Here is a 25,293-nt window from a genome sequence, read left to right on the forward strand (position 1 = left end):
GGAGGACCCCAGCCGAAGCACTCAACGAACTACTCTCAAACCCGCCAGCTGTTGCATCGATGCCTTGAACCCAAGCGCGAAATCGCAGCCCTGACGCAGAAATCGGCGGCGTTAGCAGCCGTGGTACTCGGACCTAGCCGCTAGTCGACGACCGCCGCGTTCCCCGGGTCAAGGCCGCTGGGCAGATTCGGGTCGAGGCCACTGGGCGAGTGGGTGAACTCCTGGTGCGCCGGCGGGCGGCAGTTGTCGTCCATCGGCGTCTGGTCACCCGAGCAGTAGGGGACGAGATCCTGCGGATCCGCGGCGGCGTGCGGTGCCGCCAGCAGGGCAGCCACCGCGACCAGCACCGCCGCGAAGATTCTCGCCACGGATCCAACGTAGCAGCGGGTATACGTTCACACTGTGGATCGATTCGGCCGGGTGAAGCTGACCAACCCGGACAAGGTGCTGTACCCGGCGACGGGCACCACCAAAGCGGAGGTGTTCGACTATTACGTCGGCATCGCCGAGGCGATGATCCCGCATATCGCGGGCCGCGCCGTGACCCGCAAGCGCTGGCCCAACGGTGTCGAGGAGCCGTCGTTCTTCGAGAAGCAACTCGCCTCGTCGGCGCCGGACTGGTTGGACCGCGCGTCGGTCACGCATCGCTCGGGGACGACGACCTATCCGCTGATCGACACCGCCGAAGGTCTGGCCTGGATCGCGCAGCAGGCCGCGCTCGAAGTGCACGTCCCGCAGTGGCGGTTCATCAGCAAGGACGACGGGCCACCGACGCCCGGCCCCGCGACCCGCATCGTGTTCGACCTCGACCCCGGCGAGGGGGTGTCCTTTCGCCAGCTCTGCGAGGTCGCCCACGAGGTGCGCGACCTCATCACCGACATCGGGTTGACCACCTTCCCGCTCACCAGCGGTAGCAAAGGGGTGCACCTGTACGTCCCGCTCGAGGAACCGATCAGTTCGCAGGGTGCATCGGTTCTCGCGCGGCGGGTCGCACAACAGCTCGAGAAGACGATGCCCAAACGCGTGACCGCGACGATGACCAAGAGCGTGCGCACCGGCAAGGTTTTCGTCGACTGGAGCCAGAACAACGGCGCCAAAACCACGATAGCGCCGTATTCGCTTCGCGGACGCGAACATCCGACGGTCGCCGCACCACGCACTTGGGACGAGATCGAGGATCCGAAGTTGCGGCACCTCAACTTCGACGAGGTGCTCGACCGGGTGCAGGAGATGGGCGACCTGCTCGCACCGCTCGACGAGGCGGTACCGGTACCGGACCGCCTGACCACCTATCGCAGCATGCGCGACGCGTCGAAAACCCCTGAGCCGGTGCCGAACAAGCCGCCGAAGACGGGGAACAACGACAAGTTCGTCATCCAGGAACACCACGCCCGACGGCTGCACTACGACCTGAGGCTCGAACGCGACGGCGTGCTGGTGAGCTGGGCGGTTCCGAAGAACCTGCCCGACACCCCGTCGGTCAACCACCTCGCCGTCCACACCGAGGACCACCCGTTGGAGTACCTCACCTTCCACGGCGAGATCCCCAAGGGCGAGTACGGCGGCGGCAAGATGATCATCTGGGACACCGGCACTTATGAGGCCGAGAAGTTCAACGACGTACCACCCGACAGCGCCGCGGAGGGCGGCGAGGTCATCATCAACCTGCGCGGCAAGAAGATCGACGGCCGCTATGCGCTGATCCAGACCGACGGCAAGAACTGGCTCGCGCACCGCATGAAGGACCAGAAGCGCCCGCAAGCAGGTGATCTCGCGCCGATGCTGTCAACGGAAGGCTCGGTCGCCAAGCTCAAGGCGAGCCAGTGGGCGTTCGAGGGTAAGTGGGACGGCTACCGCGTGATCATCGACGCGGATCGCGGCAGGCTCACGGTGCGCTCCCGACGTGGCCGAGACGTCACCGCCGAGTTTCCCCAATTCGAGGCGGTGGCAGCCGATCTCGCCGATCACCACGTGATCCTCGACGGTGAGGCGGTCGCGCTCGACGAGTCCGGCGTGCCGAGCTTCTCCGAGATGCAGAACCGTGCCCGATCGACCCGCGTGGAGTTCTGGGCATTCGACATCCTGCACCTCGACGGCCGCTCCCTGTTGCGCGCCAAGTACTCCGACCGTCGCAAGATACTCGAGGCGCTGGCCGAGGGCGGCGGCCTGATCGTGCCGGATCCGTTGCCCGGCGACGGCCCCGAGGCGATGGAGTACGCCCGCAAGAAGCGGTGGGAGGGCGTGGTCGCGAAGAAACGCGACTCGACCTACCAGCCGGGGCGGCGGTCGTCGTCGTGGATCAAGGACAAGGTCTGGAACACACAGGAAGTCGTGATCGCCGGCTGGCGACAGGGGGAGGGCGGACGTTCGAGCGGGATCGGCTCGCTGATGCTCGGGATCCCGGCCGACGGGGGCCTGGAATTCGTGGGCCGCGTCGGAACCGGTTTCACGGACAAGGCGCTCGCCGAACTCAAAAAGACCCTCAAACCGCTGGAGACCGACGAGAGCCCGTTCAACGAACGGCTGCCGCGCCAGGACGCCAAGGGTGTGACGTTCGTGCGGCCCGAACTCGTCGGCGAGGTCCGCTACAGCGAACGCACCTCGGATAACCGTCTGCGTCAACCGAGTTGGCGTGGCTTGCGACCCGACAAGGAGCCCGGCGAGGTCACCTGGGAGTAACCCACCTGGTCAGGCGTGGCAATCGCACGTCGGTACACCCCGCGCGGAGGAGTGGCCGTCGTCGTTCGGCCGCCAGTCGAAGGGGAAGTGTTTGCTCGACCCGCCGCGGTACTCATGCGACCAGTCGAACCCGACTGCCTCGTCCTTCTGCACGACGCCCCACGTCGCGACCTGTCCGGGTCCGACCTCGGCACCCGGGGCATTTGTTGTGGTGACGCGCCGGTTCGGATCGGACGTGGGGCCGGTCAGCGCGACAATGCGCACGTCGACCCTTCCGGGGATCTCGGCACGCCAGTGCGCGAGGTCGTCGGCGATGTCGAAGATGATTGGCGCGTAATCGATTCCGCGTAGATCCTCGATGAGAGAGGCAAACTCGGCAGGCCAGCCGCCTTCCTTCCCCGTGAAGATGCGCTCGAGGGCTTCGCGTTGGGCGTCGTCGGCCTGATCATCGATGTAGAACATCAGGCGCATCTTGGCGTCCGGGTCTCCGATCCACATGTTGCCCGTGAACTCCCCGAGCGAGACGACGTTCAAGCCTGCGAGGTCAACATCGCCGAAGTGGCCCTCGCGCACGTGCCAGACGAGGGTAAACAGGCACTCGCCATGCGTCGGCGCCTGTGCGAAGCTGCACGGGCAGGGCAGCTTGCAGCTGCACACATCGAACCAGTCACCTCGCAGGTGCCAGTGGGTGGTTACGCTCATGTCGGACCTCCCTCATATACCCCCCGGGGGTAGGGGGATGACCGAACGGTAGCGCGATCCATGTAAAGGTGCAAGTACCCCCCGGGGGTATATGGTGCGGCGACAGCTCGAGCAGCGTGTCAGTGCGCGGCCAGAAGCGCTTCCTGCATTCCCCGCGTCGCCAACTGGTCGGCCAACTCGTTGTCGGCGACCCCTGAATGGCCCTTCACCCAGAACCACTCGACTTGGTGTGGCGCGCAAGCCAATTGCAGCCTCGTCCAGAGGTCGACGTTCTTCACTGGCTGTTTCGCGGCGGTCATCCAGCCGTTGCGCTCCCAGCCGAGCACCCACTTGGTGATGCCGTTACGGACATAGGTGCTGTCGGTGTACAGGTGCACCACGACGGGCCGCGTCAACGCCTCCAGCGCCATGATCGGCGCGGTGAGCTCCATCCGGTTGTTGCTCGTCTGCGCCTCGCCGCCGTACATCTCCCGCACGTGCGAACGCTGACGCAGCACCGCGCCCCAACCGCCGGGACCCGGATTGGGCCTGCAGCCGCCGTCGGTGTGTATGACGACCGGGTCCTGGCTCACCCGACGAGGATAAGCGTCGAGCCCGAGACGTCGACTCAGCGACGCGCGGACGGCGAGATCAACGCCGTCCGGACCGACATCCCGAACGCCTGATGGCGCAGCGTGGTGATCCGGCGCCCAGGCTGTACCGCGTCCTTGACCGGCCCCGTGCGCTCCCCGAAGAACGCCGCGGTCACGTCGATGTCGGCGACGACGTAGGTGATCCCCCACAGCGTCGACGGCGCTTCGCTTGTGGTGCCCGGTGAGCCGACGACCTCGACGATCACCTCGCCGAACCGGAAGAAGATCTGGCGGATCGACCGGCCGCCCAGTTCACCGTCGCGTTCTCGTCGCGGGGCCACGCCGATCGCGGTGAGCGCCTGAACGGTCCGATCGAGATCGGGTGACAGCAGCACGACGTGGTCGATGGCGGCCACGCCGTTCGGGTGCTCAGCGGGCGTCGCACCGGCGGCGCTGGACCTCGACGTCGGGATGCCGTCGACGTCGGAGAGCACGGCGTCCGGGGGCAGGCCGCACAACGACCACCCGACGATGCCGCGACCGCGCTCGGGGCCGACAAGCCGGATGCGGACGCCGCCGACCCGGCAGACCACGTCGTCGTCGATCGTGAAACCGGCCCGACGCCATGCGTCCGCCGGATCGGCGACCTCGATCTCGTCGATCCTGACGGCGGCTGATGTCACCGCTCGAGTATGGCCTTCGCCCCGGCCGCGGAGCGACGCCGCGCGACGTAGTTCACCCACCGCAATCCGCGCGGTGTTTGCCGCCCGTACCCCGCAGTATGGACGTCCTCCGGAACTGTGGAATCGCGCGTCCAGCGCGAGCTTGCTCGGTACGTTGAGAGCGAACGATCTGCAGTTCACCGGAGGGCGGTGGCACATGGCTTCTGGAATGGCGAATGAGTTAGCGGCCGCCGGATTCACCGACGCGGTCGAGATCGGCCGGGGTGGCGGCGGCGTCGTCTACCGCTGCTATCAACAGTCACTGGCGCGGAGCGTCGCGATCAAGGTGCTCGCGTCCGATCTCGACGACGACGACCGGGAACGCTTCCTGCGCGAGGGCTACGCCATGGGTGCGCTCTCCGGGCACCCGAACATCGTGAACATCCTGCAGGTCGGCGTGACCGAGAGCAACCGGCCGTTCATCGTGATGCCGTACCACCGCGAGGGATCGCTCGCGGAGCGGTTGCGGCGCGAGGGCCGCATCGCCTGGCCCGAGGCCCTGCGCATCGGCGTGAAGCTCTGCGGCGCACTGGAAACCGCGCACCGTACCGGAACCCTGCACCGCGACATCAAACCCGCCAACGTGCTCTTCAACGATTACGGCGAACCACAGCTGAGCGACTTCGGGACCGCCCGCATCGCCGGCGGGTACAAGACGGTCACCGGCTTCTTCACCGGCACGCTGTCCTACACCGCCCCAGAGGTTCTCGAGGGCAACCCGCCGACCGTCGAGGCCGACGTCTACTCGCTCGGAGCCTCGATCTACGCGCTGATCGCGGGCAAGCCGCCGCACGAGCGCAAGAACGACGAGGATCTCATCGCGCATTACCTGCGCATCACTTCGACGCCCATACCGGACCTGCGCCCCCAGGGCATCCCCGCCGATGTGTGTGCCGTGGTGGAGAAGGCGATGGCCCGCGAGCCCGCCGACCGCTACGCCTCTGCTGCGGACTTCGGTCATGAACTGCAGTTGGCGCAGCGGAACAACGGGCTGACGGCCGACGTGATGGCGCTCGGCGAGCCGAGCGCCCCACCGGAGCAGCCGGAAGGCACGCAGGCGGTGCCGATCTCCGAGCTCGTCGAGCCGTCCGTATCCGCGCAACCCGAGCCGCTGCCCCCGCCGCGGCGGCCCGCCCGGTCCGGCGAACCCGCCGGGCCCTTGCCCGAGCCGGGGATGTTCGCCCACACCGCGTCCATCAGTCAGACAAGTCTCCCCTGGCAGCCGCCGCCGGGTCTGCGGCCCGAGTCAGCGGAGGCCGCTTCGCCGAGACGGCGGAACCGTAAACGGGTCCTGATCGTCTCGGGTGCGATCGCGGGGGTACTGCTGCTGGTGGTCAGCGGAGTCTTCGTGATCGCCTGGACGCGCGACTCCGGTGGCGACCAAACCGCTGCTCCCGCACCGCAGGCCGCCGAGGCACAACCGGCCTGGCGGCCGATCGCCGACGCGCGCGTCGCCCGCGACGCGGTGGCCGCCACCCAGGCTGACGGCACTATCTGGGTCTTCGGCGGCCTCGGCGCCGATGGCCGCGTCAGCGGCAGGCACGAGGGCTACGACCCCGCGATCGACAGCTGGAAAAGTGGTGAGGACCTGCCCGTCCCCGTGCAGCGCGCGATGGCGGTGACATGGCGGGAGAACCCGGTGGTGCTCGGCGGATGGCGCGCGGAAGGGGCCGACGCGAAAATCGCGACCGATCGGGTGTGGCGCGTCGTCAACAGTCGCTGGACGGAACTGCCGCCGCTGCTACAACCGCGGGCCGCCGCGGCCGCCGCCGTGGTCGGTGACAGGATCGTCGTCACCGGCGGAGTGGACGCCGCGGGCAAGCTGCTGAACACGACGGAGGTCTTTGACGGCACCTCCTGGAAGCTGGGCGCGCCCATCCGGACCCCGCGTCAGATGTTGAGCGCGGCCTCCGACGACAAGCTGGTGTACGCGATCGGAGGCACCACGGGAAGCGCGGACGTGGCGACCGTCGAAGCGTACGACCCCGCCGCCGACACCTGGACGGCCCTGCCCGAACTCCCCGAAGCGCGAAGCGATTTCGGCATCGCGGCCACCGACGACCGGTTGGTCGTGGTGGGCGGCACGTCCGGAGGGCAAGCGCTCAAGAGCGTGCTCGCGTTCGATCTGTCGACGACGACCTGGTCCGGTCTACCCGACATGGGCACCGCGCGCCACGGTATGGCGGTGGCCGCGGTGGGCAGTCGCGTGTACGCGATCGGCGGCTCGACGGGCGCCGGCGACGGCAAGATCACCTCGTCGGCGGAGACGCTGAAACTTCCTGCACGCCAACCGCAACCGGCAGCGCAGTGGCGGGCGCTCCCGGACGCTCCGACGGCGCGGTTGATGATGGCGTGGACGGTGCTCGACGACAAGATCTGGATTGCAGGCGGTATCCGCGAGGGCGAGACCCTCGACACCGTCGAGACTTTCGACGCGCAGACGGAGGATTGGCAGCCTGCGCCGTCGCTGCCGATCGGACTGCACCACGCAACAGCCGCCACCTACAAGGGGGAGGTCGTCGTCCTCGGAGGCGCCACCGACAACATCGGGGAGCCGTCGGACAAGGTGTTCGCACTGCGCGACGGCAAGTGGACCGAACTTCCCGCTCTGCAGCACGGCCGTGCCGGCGCGGCGGCGGCCGTCGTCGGCGACAAGCTGGTGGTCGTCGGCGGGCAGAGCGACAAACAGCTCGTCGTGCCGACGGAAGTGTTCGACGGTGAATCCTGGACTCAGGCCGCCGACATGCCCACCGCGCGTGAGCATCTGGCCGCGGTGTCCGACGACCGCTATGTCTACGCCGTGGGCGGGCGGTCACTGAGCGCCGACGAGAACACCGGCGCCTTCGAGCGGTTCGATCCGTCGTCGGGAGAGTGGGAGAAGCTGACGGACATGCCGACTGCCCGCGGCAGCTTCGGCGCCGCCTACATCGACGGCCGGATCGTCGCGGTGGGTGGTGAGGAGCCGACGCGCGTGCTGGCGACGGTCGAGATGTACGACATCGCCAACGGGACGTGGACGACGGCGGCGCCCATCGGGACTCCGGTGCACGGCCAGGTGGTGGCCGCCGTCGGTCCGACGGTGTACTGCATCGGCGGCGCCGACCGGCCGACCCACGAAGGACCTGTCGCCACCGTCGAGGCCCTCGACTTCACGTAGCACGCAGTTGTGCGAGGGTGACGGCGCCGCGCCGCAGCGCCTCGTTGGCCAGCCGGACCCGGCGATCGCCTTCGGCGGGGATGGCGAACTTGTCGTAGAGGTTCTGCAAATGCTGTTTGACCGCGGCCTCGGTGACGAACAGCTCGCCCGCCATCCGGCGCACCGACGCGGGTTCGGGGAACGGGTCGTCGGAGACCAGGGGTCTGCACAACACCACGAGGACATCGAGTTCGCGGCGGGTCAGCCGGGGCGGCGGTTCGACGGCTTGGGCGGTCACCGTCTCCTCGTCGAGCTTGCCGTCCCCGCTGTCCCTCACCTCCCAGAAGACCAACCGCGACTTGCCGAGACGCACCTCGTCACCGGACCGCAGCACGCGTTCGGCGCTGATCCGCTCGCCGTTGAGGTAGGTGCCGTTGCGGCTTCCGAGATCCCTTATGGACCAGGCGAATCCGAGGTTCTCCAGAACGGCGTGCAACCGTGAGACGGTTTCGTCATGCTCCAGCGCCACCGCGTTGGTGGACGCCTTACCGAGGGTCACCCGCTCACCGCTGAGCGCAACCAACTCCCGCCCCGACGGCCTCGAGATTTCCAGGTGCGACGACATGGGACCTCCTATCGAGGCAATTCTGGCCCAGACAGGAGGTCCCTGGTCGACGAACGCTACGGCCGATTGGTGAACTTCTTGTAGGCGCGGATGACCCGCTTGGCCTGGGCCGACTCGAACAGCGGCGGCCAGGGCCATTCGCTGTGTTCGCGGCCCCGCGGCGCCTTGAGGAAGGCCAACCCCAGCACCAGCCCGAAAATCAGGTGTCCGACCAGCGTGATCGTCACCGTCGCGACGTTCAGTGGGAACATCATCTCCTCGCCACGCGGGGCCAGCGCGACTGTCGCCATCAACCCGGCCCACGTCGGGAACACCGCGAAGGCGACCGAGGCCAGCACCGCGTAGACGTTCTTCCACCGGTCGATGCCCAACGCGAACGCGACGACGAAGAACGCCACGCCCAGGCCGCCACCGTCGCCGATGTAGCGCCACACATAACCGACCGCCGCGCTGCCCGCGGTGTCGGGCTCCCCGGTGACGAAGGATCCCATCACGGGGATGAAGTCGCCCATCAATCCCAGGACGTGCACCGCGAACAGCCGAGCGGCGTCGTAGACGATGCAGGCCACCATGCCGGCGATCAGGCCGCGCCCGACGAAGATGTCCATCCGATGCGGGGCGAACGCGATCAGCGCTCCCAGCACGGCGCACAGCGCGATCACGACGACCGACGTGACGTTCTGGGGTACCAAGCCGAACACGTCGACCGAGATGCCCAGGATCGGCATCGAAGCCAGCAGCATCACCAGCGAGAGCCGCGCGATGTCCCACTTGGTCGGCGGCTTCTTGACCTTGTTCAGGTCCACGTACCGCTGCCGCACGGTGTTGGTGACCTTGGCGACGACCGGCAGTTCCAGGGCACGCAGCCGGACCGTCTTGCCGTCGAAGGCGCTGACGGCCTTCGGCAGCGGCTTCGTCGGCGCAGCGACAGGACGCAACCGCGTCGTCTTGGCCTCGGGGCGAGAGACGGGTACGGGCCGGGGCCGCACCGGCAGATCGCCGGGACGCAGCCGCACCGTTTCGTCGGGGCGGGTGGTTGCGGTCGGTGCTGTCGCGGTCATGGGGCTTCCTTGGCTCGGAGGGACGAGTTCATCGTCGCGGGGAGGCCTCGATGTCGTAATCGCCTGAGCGTCAGAGTTCTTGCCGAGTGGGGAAGGTTTTCCTATCCGCCGAGTAAGGCGACAGAGCTCGCAGCCGCACCGAGGGCGTGGCGCTTTTCGTCCGCAGAATCCGAGAAACGAAAAGAGGAGTAGGGTCGAAGGTCCCGGGGGTACAGCCACAAGCCCTTCACGTGCATCACCCTTTGAAGGTGATCTTGAAAATGACGCCAACCGATGCCGCCGGCACGCCCACGCTCATACGGTCACATATCGAAATCACCGATCCCGCAACCGCGAACCAGTACCTTGGCGACGCCTACGGCGTCTGCCTGCAGCTATCTAGCCAATCTTGGTCTTCGTCCAAAGGTGTTCTGCTAAGCCACACGCGCGTCTCCGTCGGTCCATTGACGATCGACGACATTTATGTCGCTGGATACCTGGAGGCCCGGGCCGACGCACCGAACAAGGTCGTCGCCGTCTGGCCAACCGGTGGGCGGGTGAGTAGCGCGTGTGAGGGCTTTCAGTGCCGCGCCGCGAAGGATGACGTCGCGCTGCTGTCGCAGCCTTATCTGCCCTTTATGGCACGGTCCGAGGATCTGCGGGCGACCGCGGTCGTGTTGAATCCTTCGCTCGTGGTCGGCGTAGCCAACGGCATGTCTTTCGGTGAGGTCGAGGGCCCGATCCGCTTCTTCCGTTTGACGCCGGTCGGCGCCGCCGCAGCGCGGCTGTGGAAGAACACGGTCGTGTACGTGAAAGAAAACGTGCTCGCCGATGACGCGCTGGCGACACCGTTGGTCGTCGGCCACGCCACGCGCCTGCTGGCCGCGGTGACGTTGTCGACGTTTCCGAACTCGGCGCGGGTTCCTCGGTCGTGCTCACACAACCACACCGATCACCAGCCGGTTCTGCTTCGTCGTGCGATCGAGTTCATCGACGCGAATGTGCAGAGGGACATCGGCCTGACAGATATCGCCGAAGCCGTCCACGTCACACCCCGGGCGGTGCAGTACATGTTCAGGCGCCACCGCGCCACCACACCCCTTCAGTACCTGCGCAGGGCTCGGTTGAACTACGCGCACCGGGAACTTCTGGCAGGACGGCAAGGCGCCACCGTCACCGAGATTGCAGCCCGATGGGGGTTCGCGCACACGGGTCGGTTCGCGGTGCTGTACCGACAAATGTACGGCCAGAGCCCGCACATCACGCTGAACAGCAGCGGTTCACGGCGTCACGTTCTCCGGTCCAATCACCGCCCACACCGTCTTGCCTGACGTCGTCGGCGCGTTCCCCCAGCTGCGACAGAGCGCCGCGACGATCCGCAACCCCGACGGTCGTCCCGTGGCTGTGGCCGCTTCCCTGAGTAGGGCGGGAGCGCGGCTTGTGTCGTTGACGGCGACCGCCACCGAGTGACCGCTGCACTCCACCCGCAGACCGGGAGCGCTGTCGGTGTGCTGCAGGACGTTTTCGACCAACGTCGTGACCACGACCTTCACCGTCGAGACCATCTCCGTGCGGGCCCAGGTCGTCAGCCACTCTGCACTCAGTTCCCTGGCTCGCTGAAGGCTGGGTAGCGCGGCGGGCAGCTCGGCGCGTGCCCGCCTGCGAAGTCGAGGCGTGCTGGTCGCATTGAGTCGGTCGATGGCGGACCCAGCGCAGGCGAAGACCGGTACGTGGCGGGTGACGCCGGCGTCATCGATGGCAGCGCGCGTCGAAGTATCCCCACACAGCAGCACCACGGGCACGCCGGGCCACCGGTCGACGTGCCGTCGGGCGCTGCTGAACACCGCCCAGGCAGAAGCGGCTGGAACGTCGATACCGGCGATGTCGACCAAGACTGCCTGCGGTTCGTCGAGCGCTGTCTGGATGATCTGATCGCGCAGCGAGCGATACGTGCTGCCGTCCAGCACGCCGCGAGGCCTCAAGACGACTGCCGAACCGTAAGGAGCTGTTGACACTTCGACGCCCTGCATTGCGAGTCGTCTACCCGCTTCGGCGGTGCGCAAATCGAGTCAGAGCTTGGCGATGACCTTCTCGGCGAACTTCTCCAGGTGACGGATCTTGGTGCCGAGCGGTTCTGCGTCCGGTCCGGTGATGTAGGGCATCCGGAACCCGACGATGACGTCGGTGACGCCTTTGTCTTCGAGTCGTTTGATGCCGTCGGGCGTGTACGCGTCGGCGGAGATCACGTGAATCTCGAACGGCCCGGTACGGCCTTCTTCTTCGCGAAACTGCTTGAGCTGCTTGAGGAGTCGGTCCAGCTCCTCGGCGTCGCCGCCACCGTGCATCCAGCCGTCATTGCGTGCGGCCCGCTTGAGCGCGGCGTCGGCGTGGCCCCCGATGAGGATCGGGATCGGTTCGGTGGGCGCCGGCGTCATCTTCGTTTTCGGGATGTCGTAGAACTCGCCGTGGAACTCGAAGTACTCGCCGGTGGTCAGCCCCCTGATGATCTCGATGCACTCGTCCATGCGCTTACCGCGCCTGGCGAACGGCACATCCATCAGCTCGTAATCCTCGGGCCACGGGCTGGTGCCGACGCCCAGGCCGAGACGGTTCCCGAACAGAGCGGCCAGCGAGCCGGCCTGTTTGGCCACCAGCGCGGGCGGCCGGATGGGGAGCTTGAGGACGAAGAAGTTGAACCGCAGCGTGCTGGTGACCGCGCTCAGCGCGCCTGCGAGCACGAACGCCTCGATGAACGCCTTGCCGTCGAGGAATTCGCGGCTGCCGTCCGGGGTGTAGGGGTATCTGGAGTCCGACTTGAACGGGTAGGCGACGCTGTCGGCGATCGTCATCGCGTGGTAGCCGGCCGCCTCTGCGGCTTGTGCCAGTGGAGTGTAGAACGTCGGATCGGTCATCGCTTCGGCATAGGTGAACCGCACACGGAAATACTAGAACGTGTTCTAGTTTTTGGTTTAGGTATTGGCGCATCGGGAATCTGGACGCCGTGAGTGCGGCCAAAGCTATGTACAAACCCCTTTCGATGATGAGCGCCGTCGCGGGCGGACTCATCGCCGGCAAGATCTTCACCGAGATCTGGCAACGGATGCACCCGGACGACGAAGAGCCGGATCCGGAGGACCTCAACCGGTCGACGCGGGAGGTGTTCATCGCCGCCGCGATACAGGGCTTGCTCGTCGGCGTGGTGCGCGCGGCGCTGGCGCGCGGCCAGGCGAAGAGCTTCCAGGCGTTGACCAACGAGAACCCCGAGTAACGGTCAGCGACCCAGCTCGTCGCGGACGCGATGGTGGCACGGTTGCGCCGGCCTAGCCGTTCAACGGGTAGGGCGGTGCGCCGACGCCCGCAACACAGTGCGTGCCCCACGGCGTCACCTCGGTCAGCTGGCCCTCTGCAGTGCAGTCGGCGATCGAGATGCGCACGGCCTGGGGCAGCCGGATCTCGGATGCCAGATCGAAAACCATTCCGCGCCAGTGGTATCGGCCGTCGATCGGATCGAGGTGACCGGTCAGGCGCACCCGCACGCCGTGATCGGTGTCGTTCATCCGGAGGGCCGCGAGGCCGTCGTACACATCACTCATCGAGGCAGAAATCCGCTACGGCGCCACATCCGGCGGGCGATCGGCCCCATCAGATCGATCTCTTCGAAGAACGATGCCAGCGGCGCGAAACCGGCCTCTTTCCGACTTCGATGGTGGTTGTTGGCCAATGCCATCCGGCGGGCGGCACGGGCGTCGAGACCCATGCGCCGGTACGGGGCGGGGATGGTCAGCAGGTAGCGGTAGAACGGTCCTCCGACGCCGTGCAGGTTGCTCATCACGAATCGTTGGGTGAAGCCCATGTGAGGCCTGGTGCGACGCAGCCCGTCGCGCGCGTATTGGATGTGGCGCGCCTCCTCGGTCACGTGGATGCGCATGAGCCGCTGGACGATTGGCTGCAATTCGGGATCCTCGAGGATCTGGCGCTGCAGCGCGTCGAAGATCTCCTCGCCGACCAGTGCGGCACCCCACAGGATCGGTCCGCGGAACAGCAGCGGGAGTGCGTTGATGACGGCCCGCTGCCACCGGCGGGGCTGCACCGGGTCGGCGCCGAGCCGCTCGATCACTTTGCCGAACATGACCATATGCCGTGTCTCGTCACCGAGTTCGGTCAGCGAGTAGTGCGTCGATGACGCCCTCACATCCCGGTGCATCAGGTCGCGCAGGAGTGCCTGGTTGAGGATGTTCTCGAACCAGATACCCGCCGACAGGATGTTGACCAATTCCTGACGGGACAACTCAATCTGCTGCTCGCGGGTCATCGCGTCCCACAGCGGCGTGCCGTAGAGGGTCACGGTGTGCGGCGGCAGGAAGAATTTGTCGGGGTCAAGCGGTGCGTCCCAGTCGATGTCCACGGCGGGTGCATAGGACTTCTTGGCGGAGCCTTTGAGCAGGCGTTCTGCGATGTTTTCGCGCGTCGGGCGGGAGCTGCTGACCGGTGTCGTCATGGATTCACGGTAAGTAGGCCGCAGACTTAAGTCAATACCGGCGGTACCGCATACTTGCGGTAACGGTTGCGTTTGCCGGGGGCGGGTGAGGGTATCGGGTGGTATGCGAACCGACGAGGACGACAGGACTGCCCAGGCACCTGACCCCGACGATCCCCGCAAACCCGAGTCGCCGACCGATCTCACCCGGCCGTCCCTGCTGTATTCGATGCGCAAGGCGGTGCGCGAGTTCCAAAAAGACGAGTGCACGGACCTGGCCGCGGCGCTGACCTACTACGCAGTGCTGTCGATCTTTCCCGCGCTGGTGGTCATGGTGTCGCTGCTGGGCGTGTTCGGGCAGGGCAGGCGCACGGTCGACGCGCTGCTCGACATCGCCTCGGATGTGGCGCCCGCGTCGGCGTTGGACACCCTGCGGCCGACGATCGAACAACTCGTCAACGCGCCGACGGCCGGATTCGCGTTGGTGGCGGGCATCGTGGGTGCGTTGTGGACCGCGTCGGGTTACGTCGGCGCGTTCGGTCGCGCGATGAACCGCATCTACGAAATCGACGAGGGCCGACCGGTGTGGAAGCTGCGACCGGTGCAGCTGCTGCTGACGCTGATCGGTCTGGTGATGGCGGCTGCCGTGGTGTTCATGCTCGCGGTCAGCGGACCGGTGGCCCAGGCGCTCGGCGATGCGATCGGGTTGGGCGATGCAGCGGTCACGGCGTGGAACGTGGTTCGGTGGCCGCTGATCCTGCTCTTCGTCGTGCTTGCGGTCGCGATCCTGTACTACGTCACACCCAACGTCCAGCAGCCGAAATTCCGATGGATCAGCGGCGGCGCGGCGCTCGCGATCGTCGTGTGGCTGCTCGCGTCGCTGGGGTTCGGGCTCTACGTGGCCAACTTCGGCAGCTACAACAAGACGTACGGCGCGTTGGCCGGTGTGATCGTGTTCCTTCTGTGGTTGTGGATCACGAACCTGGCGCTGCTGTTCGGCGCGGAGGTGGACGCCGAGGTCGAGCGAGGCCGTCAACTGCAGGCCGGTCTGCCCGCCGAGCACGAGTTGCAGTTACCGCCCAAGGACGACCACAACATCCGCAAGGAAGAGGCCGCCGAGAAGAAGGATGCCAAGCGGGCCAGGCGGCTACGTCTGTCCCGCGGCCGCAAACACTGAGGGCATACTCGCGGGCGTGACCCGTCGAATTCACGTCATCGGCATCGGCGCGGGCGACCCCGACCACGTCACGGCCCAAGCGGTGGCCGCGCTCAACGACACGCAGGTGTTCTTCGCGATGGACAAGGGATCCCGCACGCGAGGAGGACAAAATGCAGAAGCGAAGGACGACCTGGTGGCGCTGCGGCGACACATCTGCCAACGCTTCATCCGCGAGCCCGGATACCGCTTCGTCGAACTGCCCGACCCGCCGCGGGTCAGAGACGTCCCGGACGGCCCGGCGTACCGGCAAGCGGTGGCCGACTGGCACGCCGCGCGAGCGCGGGTGTGGGCCGACGCGATCGAGAACGAACTCGCGCCCAACGGCGTTGGCGGCTTCCTCGCGTGGGGCGACCCGTCGCTCTACGACAGCACCCTGCGCATCCTGGACACCGTCGCGGGTCACGTCGACATCGACTACGACGTCATCCCGGGCATCACCGCGATCCAGGCGCTCACCGCGCGACATCGCATCCCGCTCAACGACGTCGGCGAACCGGTGCTGATCACCACCGGCAGACAGCTGCGCGACCACGGCCTGACCGGAAGCGCGGTCGTGATGCTCGACGCCGACTGCTCGTTCCTGACGTGCCCGCCCGACACCGGTATCTGGTGGGGCGCCTATCTCGGTACCCCCGACGAATTGCTGATGGCCGGCACCGTCGGTGACGTCGGTGAGGAGATCACCCGGGTGCGCGCCGACGCGCGGCAGCGTCACGGCTGGATCATGGACACCTATCTGCTGCGGTCGGCGAGCGGACACGGTTGACGGGTTGATTGCACGCACCGGGTGCGTGGGATCAACCCGTCAAGGCCTCACTCGCCCCGGCGCTCGGGGTCGTTGCGCTGCATCCACAACCGGTAGACCTCGATCGCGGCGTCTTCGGGCTGATAGCGCATCGGCAGCCGCCGTTCGTCCCAGTTCTTGGCGAATTCGTCGTAGAAGGTGTTGAGCTCGAAGTACTTTCGATCGTCGACGTAGTAGCGGGCGTAGTCGTCGCGGGTGGTCAGGAAGACGACTTCGTCGGGGGAGCAGTAGTACAACGAGCCCAGACACATCGGGCACGGGTGGGCGAGAACGTAGATGGTGGCGCCGGTCAGGTGCTCGGTGCCGAGCTTCGTGCACGCCTTCCGGATCGCCAGGATCTCGGCGTGTGCGGTCGGATCATGCGTCTGGGCAACCTGATTGGCGCTCTCGGCCAGCACCTCACCGTCCCTGGCGATGACGGTCGCGAACGGCCGACCGCCCTCCTCGACGTTTCGTCGTGCCAGATCCACGGTCCGTTGTACGAAATCCACGGCTGCCCCTTCGGTTCATCGACTGGTTTAGGCTAATGCGATGTCGTTCCTGTTGCGGGCCGCTTTGACCGGCATCGCGCTGTGGGTGGTGACGCTGCTCGTCCCAGGAATCAGGTTCGTGGGGGCCGAATCGCAACTGCAGGAAATCGGCATCATCTTCGTCGTCGCGGTGGTCTTCGGTCTGGTCAACGCGATCATCAAGCCGATCGTGCAGATCATCTCCATCCCGCTCTACATCCTGACTCTCGGCCTGATCCACATCGTCATCAACGCGTTGATGTTGTGGATCACGTCGTGGATCACCGAGCACACGACGCACTGGGGCCTCTACATCGACGATTTCTGGTGGACGGCGATCTGGGCCGCGATCGTGCTGTCGATCGTGAGTTGGCTGCTATCGCTGGTCACTGGTGGTGCCGTGCGACGCGATTGACCGGCACACTGGAACCATGCCCGAACTTCCGGAAGTCGAAGCACTCGCCGACCACCTGCGCCGCCACGCCGTCGGCCAGACGGTGGGACGCGTCGACGTATCGGCGTTCTCGGTGCTCAAGACCTTCGACCCGGCGATCACCGCGCTGCACGGTCAGACCGTCGCCGGAGCCGACCGATGGGGCAAGTACCTCGGTCTGAAGGTCGGCGATCTGCACCTGATCACCCATCTGTCGCGCGCGGGGTGGTTGCGCTGGTCGGACAAGCTGGCGGCGGCGCCGCTGAAGCCGGGCAAGGGGCCGATCGCGTTGCGCGTACACCTTGGGCCCCCGGGCGAGGGTGCGGGTTTCGATCTCACCGAGGCCGGCACGCAGAAACGGCTCGCGGTGTGGGTGGTCGACGATCCGGTCAAGGTTCCCGGCATCGCCACGCTGGGTCCCGACGCACTGTCGCTGGGGCCCGACGACCTCGCCGGGTTGCTCGCGGGCAACAGCGGCCGGATCAAGACGGTGATCACCGACCAGGAGGTCATCGCGGGTATCGGCAACGCCTACAGCGACGAGATTCTGCACGTCGCGCGGATCTCCCCGTTCGCGACGGCGGCCAAGCTGACCGACGCGCAGCTGTCGGCGCTGCACGACGCGATGATCGGTGTGCTCTCCGATGCGGTGACCCGCTCGGTGGGCCAGCAGGCCGCGACGCTCAAGGGTGAGAAGCGGTCCGGCCTACGCGTGCACGCTCGAGCCGGGCTGCCCTGCCCCGTCTGCGGCGACACCGTGCGCGAAGTGTCGTTCGCAGACAAGTCGTTTCAGTACTGCCCGACGTGCCAGACGGGCGGCAAGGTGCTCGCCGATCGGCGGCTGTCGCGGCTACTCAAGTGAGCTTGCAGTACGACCGGGTGGCCGCCGACAGCGCGTGCCGGTAGAGCGGGTCGAGTTGGCGGGCGTTGGCGACGGCGTCGATCGCGTGTTTGAGTTCGAACGTGCAGTTCGGTGCGTGCAGCGAATTCCACTGCTGCGCAATCTCATCGACCATGGCCTTGTTGAACTCGTCGATCTGCGAACGTGTCGCGTTCAGGTCGGGTGCGGTGTTAGGGGCGGAGGCGGGGTCGAACTTCCACTGACCGAAGCGGGTGTACTCCACACCCTCGGTGGCGTCGATCTGGTTGGTGAAGACCGCGCGCACATACCCCTGGTCGATGCCGCGCGCGGAGGCGTCGGCGGCGACGGCATCCAGGACAGCATCGGCGCGCTGCCGGTCCGTGATCGGCCCGCCGTTGATCCACTTGGCGGCCGCGACATCGTCGGCCGTCGCCAGGCGCTGCGCAGCGGTGTCGACCAACCGGTAGAGCCCAGAAGCGGGTTGACCGGCGGCGACCCCAGGGGAGAGCGCGACGAACAGGGCCACGAGCAGGAATGTAGCGCTCCGCAGAAGAATCATGCGGTCATTCTGACGGCGATTCCCTCGCTTAGTCTGTCGGGGTGACTCGGCAGAAGATATTGATCACCGGTGCGAGCTCCGGGCTGGGCGCCGGGATGGCCCGCGCATTCGCCGCAAAGGGCCGTGACCTGGCGTTGTGTGCCCGGCGCATCGACCGACTCGATGAACTCAAAGCCGAGCTGCTCGAGCGGCATCGCGGGATCAACGTCGCTGTCGCCGCCCTCGACGTCACCGATCACGAGCAGGTGCCCAAGGTGTTCGCCGAGCTCAGCGATGAACTCGGCGGCATCGACCGCGTCATCGTCAATGCCGGCGTGGGCAAGGGTGCGCCGCTGGGCTCGGGCAAACTGTGGGCGAACAAAGCCACCATCGAAACGAATCTCGTTGCGGCACTTGTCCAAATCGAGACCGCGCTCGAGATGTTCAAGAAGGCCGGCAGCGGACACCTGGTGTTGGTTTCGTCGGTTCTCGGAAACAAGGGCGTGCCCGGCGTCAAGGCCGCCTACGCCGCCAGCAAGGCCGGCGTGTCGTCGCTCGGGGAATCCTTGCGCGCGGAGTACGCGCACGGGCCGATCAAGGTCACGGTGCTCGAACCCGGTTACATCGAGTCCGAGATGACAGCGAAATCGCAGTCGACGACGTTGATGGTGGACAACGAAACCGGCGTGCGGGCAATGGTCGCCGCGATCGAACGCGAAAGTGGGCGCGCGGCGGTTCCGTGGTGGCCGTGGGCCCCGCTGGTCAAAGTCCTGCGGGTACTGCCGCCGCAACTGACAAAGCCGTTCGCCTGAGCCTCCGTGTAGAGGCTGGCGCTTGGGGGAACCCGCAGCGCTAGTTCCTAAAGGAGGTATCTATGAGGGTGCTGTTGACCGGGGGTACCGGGTTTGTCGGGGCGTGGACGGCGAAAGCGGTGGCCGATGCGGGTCACCAGGTGAGGTTTCTGGTCCGCGATCCGGCCCGGCTCAAGACGAGCGCCGCGGAGATCGGCGTCGCGACCGACGACTACGCCGTAGGCGACATCGCCGACGCCGAGTCGACCGCCGCGGCGATGGATGGTTGCGACGCCGTAATCCACTCGGCGGCAATGGTTTCAGTGGACCCTCAGCAGGCCGACAAGATGCTGCGGACCAACCTCGACGGTGCCCACAACGTGCTCGGTGTGGCTGCGGAACGCGGCCTCGACCCGATCATCCACGTCTCCAGCTTCACGGCGTTGTTCGACCCCAACTGCAGCGTTCTCCATGCCGACCTCCCGGTGGTGGGCGGGTCCGACGGCTACGGGAAGTCGAAAGCGGAGGTGGAGAAGTACGCGCGAGGCCTCCAGGATGCGGGTGCGCCGGTGAGCATCACGTACCCGGGCATGGTGCTGGGGCCGCCGGCGGGCAACCAGTTCGGTGAAGCGGCAGAAGGTGTTCAAGCCGCGGTCCAGATGCGTGGGGTGCCGGGCCGCGGTGCCGCGTGGATCGTGGTCGACGTTCGAGACCTGGCCGCGTTGCATGCGGCGTTACTCGAGCCGGGCAAGGGACCACGCCGATATATGGCCGGCGGCAAGCGAGTTCCGATCGCCGACCTGGCGACGATGATCGGGAAGGCGGCGAACATGTCGCTGCGGGTGTACCCGGTACCGGATACGTTGTTGCGCAACATCGGACGGGTGGTCGACGTGGTGGGCCCGCTTCTGCCCTTCGACGCGCCGGTCACCGCGGCGGCGATGCAGTACTACACGCAGATGCCGTCGTCTGACGATTCGCCCAGCGAGACCGAACTGGGAATCTCGTACCGCGATCCCCAGGAAACGCTGGCGGACACCGTTTCCGGGTTGAGACGAGTCGGAAGGCTGTGACCGGTGCCTCATCCGGCGAAGAAAGTTTGAAGGTTTCAGTAAACCCCTGACGTGGTAGCCCTCAGGACATGAACGTGAAACTGACGAAGATGATGCCCCTGTTGTTCTCGGGCGCCGCGGCAGTTGCCTTCGCCGTCGCGCCGGTGGCCGGTGCGCAGCCGGCGCCTCCTCCGTGTCTGAATGCCGACGGCACCCCGTGTGCGGTGACCGGCAACATCGACGCCTCTCCCGGTGGCGGTGCGGACGTCAACGTCCCCGGTGGTCCCCAAGGCACTGCTGATGGCGGCGGCGCGTCCGGTGTGATTCCCGGTGGCCCGGGCGGTACGGCCGGACCCGGCGGCGCAAGCGGCTCGCTGGCTCCGAACGGACCCGGCGGAACAGCCGGCCCCGGTGGCGCGAGCGGCTGCCTGCCGAATGTCGGCTGCATCAACATCCCTGCCCCGTAACCACTAGCCACCTCTACCCAGCGCTCAACCACGCGGCGCACGCTCACCGGGGAGCGTGCGCCGCGTTGCTTTGTGCGGGGCTCAGGCTCCACGCCGACCGTGCGGTTTCCTCCGCCGCCGAGGCGTGTCACGTATGAATCCGCACCCTCGCGTGGCTAGCCACGTTCTACGGCTTGACTTTTTGTTGGGTTTTCCCAACACTGTGTTGTGTGAGTCCGGTGAAACGGGGCAAAACGCTCCCAATCCACAACCGCATCGGTGTCCTGCGCGCAGAGCGTCGGATGACCCGGGCCGAGCTCGCGGCGCTGATCGACGTGAACCCGCAGACGGTCGGCGCACTCGAACGTGGCGACCACTATCCGAGCCTGGACCTGGCGTTCCGGATCTGCGATGTCTTCGGTCTCCCCGTCGAGGCGGTGTTCTCCCGAACCGAGTTCACCCCGTTGTCCACCGAGCTCTACCGCACGAGCACCCGATCACAAGGAGGAGACCGAGATGTCCCCGTCGACCCGGCAGGCTGACCACACGTTGCTCGACCGCTACCAGGAGTCCCGCACCCGGCGGTTCCTCAAAAGAGAGCGCACATACGCGAATCTGCTTCCCGGCTGGCGCACGCAGTCCCGGCGGCGGCTTCTCGTCGTGGGTTTGGCCATCACGTTCGCGTCCCTGTTCGCGGTGAGCGTCTTGAGCGCATTCGGACTGCGGTGGGCACCCCTGCTCTGGCTGGGAGTGTGCATCGTCTTCCTCCCGCTGTGGACGATGCTGCAGATCGTGTCCGGCAGGCAGGGCGACGCCCCGGAGGCCGCACTCGACGAATACGAGGTGCAGCAGCGCAACAGTGCCCGCTCGATCGGTCTGACGATCACCCAGTACCTGATGCTGATCCCGATCGGCTACCTGCTCGTCGCGTCGATCTATCTGCAGGACACCGACACCGACGTGGCCTACTCGGGCGCGCTGATGTCGTTGGCCGTCCTGGTGTTCGGCGGTTGCGCGCCGGCGATGATCCTGGGCTGGTCCCGGCCGGACCCCGACGCCTGAACCGCGTTGAGAATCCCTGCGTCGGTAGAGTCGTCGGCGACAGCCGTAGAAAGGATCCCGATGCTCGCCCTGACCACCTGGACCGGAGGACTGCTCGTCGCGACAGGGGTGATCGCGTACTTCGCCAGCGGGGCGGTCAGCGTCACCGCGCTGATTCCGGCCTTCGTCGGCATCCTCCTGCTCATCGCCGCCCTGATCGGGCGTCGCTCCGATCAAGCCCGCAAGATCGCCATGCACGCCGCCCTGGTGATCGCGCTGCTCGCCGCGCTCGGCGCGCTGCGCAACGTGTTCGGGCTTGGCGAGGTGTTCGCGGGCACGGCCGAGCGACCCGCAGCCGTCATCACGAGCACCATCATGTTCGTTCTGCTGCTGGTGTACTTGATCGCCGGTGTGCGCTCCTTCGTGAAGGCCCGCGCCGCACGCTGAGTCAGGCGGATCGTCCGCGTTCGCTGCGGTACCGGCGCACCAACGCGTCGGTCGAGGAATCCGACTGTTCGGCGGGGGAGCCGTCGGCGGTGATGACCGGGAGCAGCGCCTTGGCTTGAGTCTTACCGAGTTCGACACCCCACTGATCGAACGAGTCGATACCCCAGACGACTCCCTCGGTGAACACCTGGTGCTCGTAGAGTGCGATCAACTGTCCGAGCACCGACGGGGTCAACTGGGTCGCGAGGATCGACGTGCTGGGCCGGTTACCCGGCATCACCTTGTGCGGCACCACATCCGGCGGAGTGCCTTCGGCGGCGATCTCCTCGGCGGTCTTGCCGAATGCGAGGACCTGCGTCTGGGCGAAGAAGTTGCTCATCAACAGGTCGTGCATGCTGCCCTTGCCATCGGCGGTCGGCAGGTCGTCGGTGGGCTGTGAGAAGCCGATGAAGTCGGAAGGCACCAGACGCGTGCCCTGATGCAGCAGTTGATAGAACGCGTGCTGACCGTTCGTGCCCGGTTCGCCCCAGAAGATCTCACCGGTGCTCGTGGTGACCGGCGTACCGTCGGCGCGCACCGACTTGCCGTTCGACTCCATCGTCAGCTGCTGCAGATAGGCGGCGAAGCGGGCCAGGTCATTCGAATACGGCAGCACCGCACGGGTTTCGGCGCCGAAGAACTCGTTGTACCAGAGCCCGATCAGTCCGAGCAGCGCAGGTACATTGGACTCCAGCGGTGCGGTGCGGAAGTGCTCGTCGACGATGTGGAACCCGGACAGGAACTCGGCGAATCGCTCGCGGCCGATCACCGCCATCACGCTCAAGCCGATCGCGCTGTCGACCGAATACCGGCCGCCGACCCAGTCCCAGAATCCGAACATGTTCTCGGTGTTGATACCGAAATCGTCGACCAGCTTCTTGTTCGTCGATACCGCCACGAAATGCCGTGACACCGCGGCGTTTCCGAGCGCATCGGTCAGCCAGCGACGCGCCGCCGTCGCGTTGGTCAGCGTCTCGAGCGTCGAGAACGTCTTCGACGCGACGATGAAAAGCGTTGTCGCAGGGTCGAGCCCGTCGAGGGCGGCGACCAGATCGGCAGGGTCGACGTTGGAGACGAACCGCGCCGAGATGCCGGCGTCGGCGTAGTGCCGTAACGCGAGGGTGGCCATAGCCGGTCCGAGGTCCGACCCGCCGATGCCGATGTTGACGACGGTCTTGATCGCCTCACCCGTCGCGCCGGTCCACTCGCCGCTGCGCAACCGGTCGGTGAAGTCACCCATCTTGTCGAGCACCTCGTGCACGTCGGCGACGACGTTCTGCCCGTCGACGACCAGTTGGGCACCGCGCGGCAACCGCAAGGCGGTATGCAGGACGGAGCGGTCCTCGGAGGTGTTGATGTGCACGCCGGAGAACATCGCGTCACGCTTCTGCTCCAGGCGCGCCGCGCGGGCCAAATCCACCAGCAGGCTCAGCGTCTCGCGCGTGACCCGATGCTTGCTGTAGTCGATGTAGAGGTCGCCGACCGTCGTGGCGAGCTCAGTGCCGCGGGCCGGATCCTCGGCGAACAACTCGCGCAGGTGTTTCGCGCCGATCTCACCGTGATGCCGCTGCAACGCCTGCCACGCCGGAGTCGCGGTGATATCGGGTATCTGGTCGGAGTCGGCACTCATGAACATGACCCTAGTGCGGCGAAATGGCCAAAGGTGTACAGAAGAGTTATGGATACCGCGAAGCTGCTGTCGTCAGTGCCCACCGGACTGTGGATCGGTGGTGAGGAACGCGAGAGTGCGTCCACCTTCGATGTGCTCGACCCGTCCGACGACTCGGTGATCGCCTCCGTCGCCAACGCGACCGCCGACGACGCGATCGCCGCGCTCGACGCCGCGTGCGCCGTGCAGGCCGAGTGGGCGGCCACCGCCCCGCGCGAACGCGGCGAGATCCTGCGCGCGGTGTTCGAGAAGATCACCGAACGCGCCGAGGACATCGCGACGCTGATGACTCTCGAGATGGGCAAGGTGCTGCGCGAGAGCATGGGCGAGGTCACCTACGGCGCCGAGTTCTTCCGCTGGTTCGCCGAGGAAGCGGTGCGAGTCGCGGGCCGTTACACCCAGAGCCCCGCGGGCAGCGGACGTATCCTTATCACCAAACAACCGGTCGGGCCCTGCTATGCGATCACGCCGTGGAACTTTCCGCTGGCGATGGGCACCCGCAAGATCGGCCCGGCGTTCGCGGCCGGGTGCACGATGATCGTCAAGCCCGCGCAGGACACGCCGCTGACGATGCTGTTGCTGGCCAAGCTGATGGACGAGGCGGGTCTGCCCAAGGGCGTGCTGTCAGTGCTCCCGACGAAGAACGCCGGCGACGTCACCGCCGCGCTGATCGACGATGGCAGGTTGCGCAAGCTGACCTTCACCGGTTCGACCGGGGTGGGCAAAACGCTGGTCAAACAGTCGGCCGACAAACTGCTGCGCACGTCGATGGAACTGGGCGGCAACGCCCCGTTCGTGGTATTCGACGACGCCGACGTCGACGCCGCCGTCGAGGGCGCCATCCTGGCCAAGATGCGCAACGGTGGCGAGGCGTGCACGGCGGCCAACCGTTTCCACGTCGCGAACTCGGTGCGCGCGGAGTTCACCGACAAACTGGTCAAGCGGATGAGCGAGTTCACCCTCGGCAAGGGCATCGACGAGTCGGCCACACTCGGGCCGCTGATCAACGCCAAGCAGGTCGCCACCGTCGAGGATCTGGTGTCCGACGCGGTGTCGCGGGGCGCAACCGTCGCGGTCGGCGGCGTCGCCCCTGACGGTCCCGGCAGCTTCTATCCGGCCACGGTGCTGGCCGACGTGCCCGCCGACGCCCGCATCCTCTCCGAGGAAGTGTTCGGCCCCGTCGCGCCGATCACCGGTTTCGACACCGAGGAGGAGGGCGTCGCCGCGGCCAACAACACCGAGTACGGGCTGGCCGCCTACATCTACACCCAGTCGCTGGACCGCGCGCTGCGCGTCGCCGAAAGCCTCGAGTCCGGCATCGTCGGCATCAACCGCGGCGTGGTCTCCGACCCGGCCGCGCCGTTCGGCGGCGTTAAGGAGTCCGGCTTCGGGCGCGAGGGCGGGTTCGAGGGCATCGAGGAGTACCTCGAGGTGAAATACATCGCGCTGACGAAGTAGTTCGACACGCCGCCGCGCCTGCCGCGGCACG

At 66.7% G+C, this 25,293-nt stretch carries 28 protein-coding genes and 1 pseudogene; 16 read left to right on the plus strand and 13 right to left on the minus strand.

What is annotated here, in order from left to right:
* Positions 1–140: 140 nt before the first annotated feature.
* A complete protein-coding gene (locus tag A5790_RS04250; RefSeq protein WP_064399473.1) occupies positions 141–368 on the minus strand; it encodes a hypothetical protein in 228 nt (75 codons plus the stop codon).
* A 34-nt stretch (positions 369–402) separates the two neighbouring features.
* Here A5790_RS04250 and A5790_RS04255 point away from each other — a divergent pair, with 34 nt between their 5' ends.
* Positions 403–2,679 (plus strand): ATP-dependent DNA ligase, encoded by a 2,277-nt coding sequence (locus A5790_RS04255; RefSeq protein WP_066841557.1) that lies wholly within the window; start codon positions 403–405, stop codon positions 2,677–2,679.
* A gap of 9 nt (positions 2,680–2,688) precedes the next feature.
* Here A5790_RS04255 and A5790_RS04260 read toward each other — a convergent pair whose 3' ends face one another.
* From A5790_RS04260 to A5790_RS04270, 3 genes are all read right to left on the minus strand, one after another.
* Complete coding sequence (locus A5790_RS04260; protein ID WP_066841558.1) at positions 2,689–3,381, minus strand: DUF1326 domain-containing protein; 693 nt, start codon at positions 3,379–3,381, stop codon at positions 2,689–2,691.
* A 119-nt stretch (positions 3,382–3,500) separates the two neighbouring features.
* Positions 3,501–3,953, minus strand: coding sequence for a ribonuclease HI (gene rnhA / locus A5790_RS04265; protein WP_066841559.1), 453 nt, complete (start codon positions 3,951–3,953; stop codon positions 3,501–3,503).
* 35 nt (positions 3,954–3,988) lie between these two features.
* Entirely contained in the window at positions 3,989–4,636 is a 648-nt protein-coding gene (locus A5790_RS04270) for a glyoxalase (protein WP_066841560.1), read from the minus strand.
* Between the two features lie 196 nt (positions 4,637–4,832).
* Here A5790_RS04270 and A5790_RS04275 point away from each other — a divergent pair, with 196 nt between their 5' ends.
* On the plus strand, positions 4,833–7,832 hold the full coding sequence (locus tag A5790_RS04275) for a serine/threonine-protein kinase (RefSeq protein ID WP_066841561.1): 3,000 nt from the start codon (positions 4,833–4,835) through the stop codon (positions 7,830–7,832).
* On the opposite strand, the gene A5790_RS04280 is transcribed toward A5790_RS04275, so the two are convergent.
* Together A5790_RS04280 and A5790_RS04285 are read right to left on the minus strand one after the other, a co-directional pair.
* Positions 7,825–8,436 (minus strand): FHA domain-containing protein, encoded by a 612-nt coding sequence (locus A5790_RS04280; RefSeq protein ID WP_066841562.1) that lies wholly within the window; start codon positions 8,434–8,436, stop codon positions 7,825–7,827. The two genes, A5790_RS04275 and A5790_RS04280, sit on opposite strands and share 8 nt — an antisense overlap.
* Positions 8,437–8,492: 56 nt before the next feature.
* Positions 8,493–9,497 (minus strand): hypothetical protein, encoded by a 1,005-nt coding sequence (locus tag A5790_RS04285; RefSeq protein ID WP_066841563.1) that lies wholly within the window; start codon positions 9,495–9,497, stop codon positions 8,493–8,495.
* Positions 9,498–9,643: 146 nt separating this feature from the next.
* Between A5790_RS04285 and A5790_RS04290 the strand changes: the two genes are divergently transcribed.
* Positions 9,644–10,807 (plus strand): helix-turn-helix transcriptional regulator, encoded by a 1,164-nt coding sequence (locus A5790_RS04290; protein ID WP_231987595.1) that lies wholly within the window; start codon positions 9,644–9,646, stop codon positions 10,805–10,807.
* Here A5790_RS04290 and A5790_RS04295 read toward each other — a convergent pair.
* A complete protein-coding gene (locus A5790_RS04295; RefSeq protein WP_066841564.1) occupies positions 10,757–11,506 on the minus strand; it encodes an STAS domain-containing protein in 750 nt (249 codons plus the stop codon). The two genes, A5790_RS04290 and A5790_RS04295, sit on opposite strands and share 51 nt — an antisense overlap.
* A 39-nt stretch (positions 11,507–11,545) precedes the next feature.
* Complete coding sequence (locus tag A5790_RS04300) at positions 11,546–12,412, minus strand: TIGR03619 family F420-dependent LLM class oxidoreductase (RefSeq protein WP_066841565.1); 867 nt, start codon at positions 12,410–12,412, stop codon at positions 11,546–11,548.
* Between the two features lie 65 nt (positions 12,413–12,477).
* Here A5790_RS04300 and A5790_RS04305 point away from each other — a divergent pair, with 65 nt between their 5' ends.
* The gene (locus A5790_RS04305; RefSeq protein ID WP_066841566.1) at positions 12,478–12,744 is read left to right on the plus strand and encodes a DUF4235 domain-containing protein; all 267 of its coding nucleotides are present in this window, start codon (positions 12,478–12,480) and stop codon (positions 12,742–12,744) included.
* 52 nt (positions 12,745–12,796) lie between these two features.
* Here the strand turns inward: A5790_RS04305 and A5790_RS26465 are convergent, their stop codons facing one another.
* Both A5790_RS26465 and A5790_RS04315 read right to left on the minus strand, forming a co-directional pair.
* A complete protein-coding gene (locus tag A5790_RS26465) occupies positions 12,797–13,069 on the minus strand; it encodes a DUF4873 domain-containing protein (RefSeq protein WP_082961569.1) in 273 nt (90 codons plus the stop codon).
* Positions 13,066–13,974, minus strand: coding sequence for a diiron oxygenase (locus A5790_RS04315; protein ID WP_066841568.1), 909 nt, complete (start codon positions 13,972–13,974; stop codon positions 13,066–13,068). The genes A5790_RS26465 and A5790_RS04315 overlap by 4 nt, the downstream gene beginning before the upstream one ends.
* Positions 13,975–14,077: 103 nt before the next feature.
* Here A5790_RS04315 and A5790_RS04320 point away from each other — a divergent pair, with 103 nt between their 5' ends.
* Together A5790_RS04320 and cobF are read left to right on the plus strand one after the other, a co-directional pair.
* Positions 14,078–15,130, plus strand: coding sequence for a YihY/virulence factor BrkB family protein (locus A5790_RS04320; RefSeq protein WP_066841569.1), 1,053 nt, complete (start codon positions 14,078–14,080; stop codon positions 15,128–15,130).
* Positions 15,131–15,146: 16 nt separating this feature from the next.
* A complete protein-coding gene (gene cobF, locus A5790_RS04325) occupies positions 15,147–15,938 on the plus strand; it encodes a precorrin-6A synthase (deacetylating) (RefSeq protein ID WP_066841570.1) in 792 nt (263 codons plus the stop codon).
* A 47-nt stretch (positions 15,939–15,985) separates the two neighbouring features.
* Here the strand turns inward: cobF and A5790_RS04330 are convergent, their stop codons facing one another.
* The gene (locus tag A5790_RS04330) at positions 15,986–16,468 is read right to left on the minus strand and encodes a nucleoside deaminase (protein WP_066841571.1); all 483 of its coding nucleotides are present in this window, start codon (positions 16,466–16,468) and stop codon (positions 15,986–15,988) included.
* A 40-nt stretch (positions 16,469–16,508) separates the two neighbouring features.
* Between A5790_RS04330 and A5790_RS04335 the strand changes: the two genes are divergently transcribed.
* From A5790_RS04335 to A5790_RS26120, 3 genes and pseudogenes are all read left to right on the plus strand, one after another.
* The gene (locus A5790_RS04335; RefSeq protein ID WP_064399488.1) at positions 16,509–16,901 is read left to right on the plus strand and encodes a phage holin family protein; all 393 of its coding nucleotides are present in this window, start codon (positions 16,509–16,511) and stop codon (positions 16,899–16,901) included.
* A 16-nt stretch (positions 16,902–16,917) separates the two neighbouring features.
* A pseudogene (locus A5790_RS26115) lies at positions 16,918–17,160 on the plus strand (DNA-formamidopyrimidine glycosylase family protein); the annotation flags it as partial.
* Between the two features lie 132 nt (positions 17,161–17,292).
* Positions 17,293–17,781, plus strand: coding sequence for a zinc finger domain-containing protein (locus A5790_RS26120; protein WP_369829762.1), 489 nt, complete (start codon positions 17,293–17,295; stop codon positions 17,779–17,781).
* Here the strand turns inward: A5790_RS26120 and A5790_RS04345 are convergent.
* Entirely contained in the window at positions 17,774–18,340 is a 567-nt protein-coding gene (locus A5790_RS04345) for a chorismate mutase (RefSeq protein WP_082961570.1), read from the minus strand. The two genes, A5790_RS26120 and A5790_RS04345, sit on opposite strands and share 8 nt — an antisense overlap.
* A gap of 41 nt (positions 18,341–18,381) precedes the next feature.
* On the opposite strand from A5790_RS04345, the gene A5790_RS04350 reads away from it, so the two are divergent.
* From A5790_RS04350 to A5790_RS04375, 6 genes are all read left to right on the plus strand, one after another.
* The gene (locus A5790_RS04350) at positions 18,382–19,131 is read left to right on the plus strand and encodes an SDR family oxidoreductase (protein WP_066841572.1); all 750 of its coding nucleotides are present in this window, start codon (positions 18,382–18,384) and stop codon (positions 19,129–19,131) included.
* A 62-nt stretch (positions 19,132–19,193) separates the two neighbouring features.
* Positions 19,194–20,183: an NAD-dependent epimerase/dehydratase family protein gene (locus A5790_RS04355; protein WP_066841573.1), complete on the plus strand. Its 990-nt coding sequence runs from the start codon at positions 19,194–19,196 to the stop codon at positions 20,181–20,183.
* A 68-nt stretch (positions 20,184–20,251) separates the two neighbouring features.
* Positions 20,252–20,629 (plus strand): hypothetical protein, encoded by a 378-nt coding sequence (locus tag A5790_RS04360; protein ID WP_066841574.1) that lies wholly within the window; start codon positions 20,252–20,254, stop codon positions 20,627–20,629.
* 209 nt (positions 20,630–20,838) lie between these two features.
* Entirely contained in the window at positions 20,839–21,150 is a 312-nt protein-coding gene (locus tag A5790_RS04365; protein ID WP_066841575.1) for a helix-turn-helix transcriptional regulator, read from the plus strand.
* Positions 21,125–21,670, plus strand: a complete 546-nt coding sequence (locus A5790_RS04370) for a hypothetical protein (protein ID WP_066841576.1) — start codon at positions 21,125–21,127, stop codon at positions 21,668–21,670. The genes A5790_RS04365 and A5790_RS04370 overlap by 26 nt, the downstream gene beginning before the upstream one ends.
* A gap of 60 nt (positions 21,671–21,730) precedes the next feature.
* Positions 21,731–22,096 (plus strand): hypothetical protein, encoded by a 366-nt coding sequence (locus tag A5790_RS04375; protein WP_064399493.1) that lies wholly within the window; start codon positions 21,731–21,733, stop codon positions 22,094–22,096.
* Position 22,097: 1 nt separating this feature from the next.
* Here the strand turns inward: A5790_RS04375 and pgi are convergent, their stop codons facing one another.
* Positions 22,098–23,765 (minus strand): glucose-6-phosphate isomerase, encoded by a 1,668-nt coding sequence (pgi, locus tag A5790_RS04380; RefSeq protein WP_066841628.1) that lies wholly within the window; start codon positions 23,763–23,765, stop codon positions 22,098–22,100.
* Between the two features lie 48 nt (positions 23,766–23,813).
* Here pgi and A5790_RS04385 point away from each other — a divergent pair, with 48 nt between their 5' ends.
* Positions 23,814–25,262, plus strand: coding sequence for an NAD-dependent succinate-semialdehyde dehydrogenase (locus tag A5790_RS04385; protein ID WP_066841577.1), 1,449 nt, complete (start codon positions 23,814–23,816; stop codon positions 25,260–25,262).
* The last annotated feature ends 31 nt before the right edge of the window (positions 25,263–25,293 follow it).

Source organism: Mycobacterium sp. 852002-51152_SCH6134967 (assembly GCF_001667105.1).
Classification (GTDB): Bacteria; Actinomycetota; Actinomycetes; order Mycobacteriales; family Mycobacteriaceae; genus Mycobacterium; species Mycobacterium neumannii_A.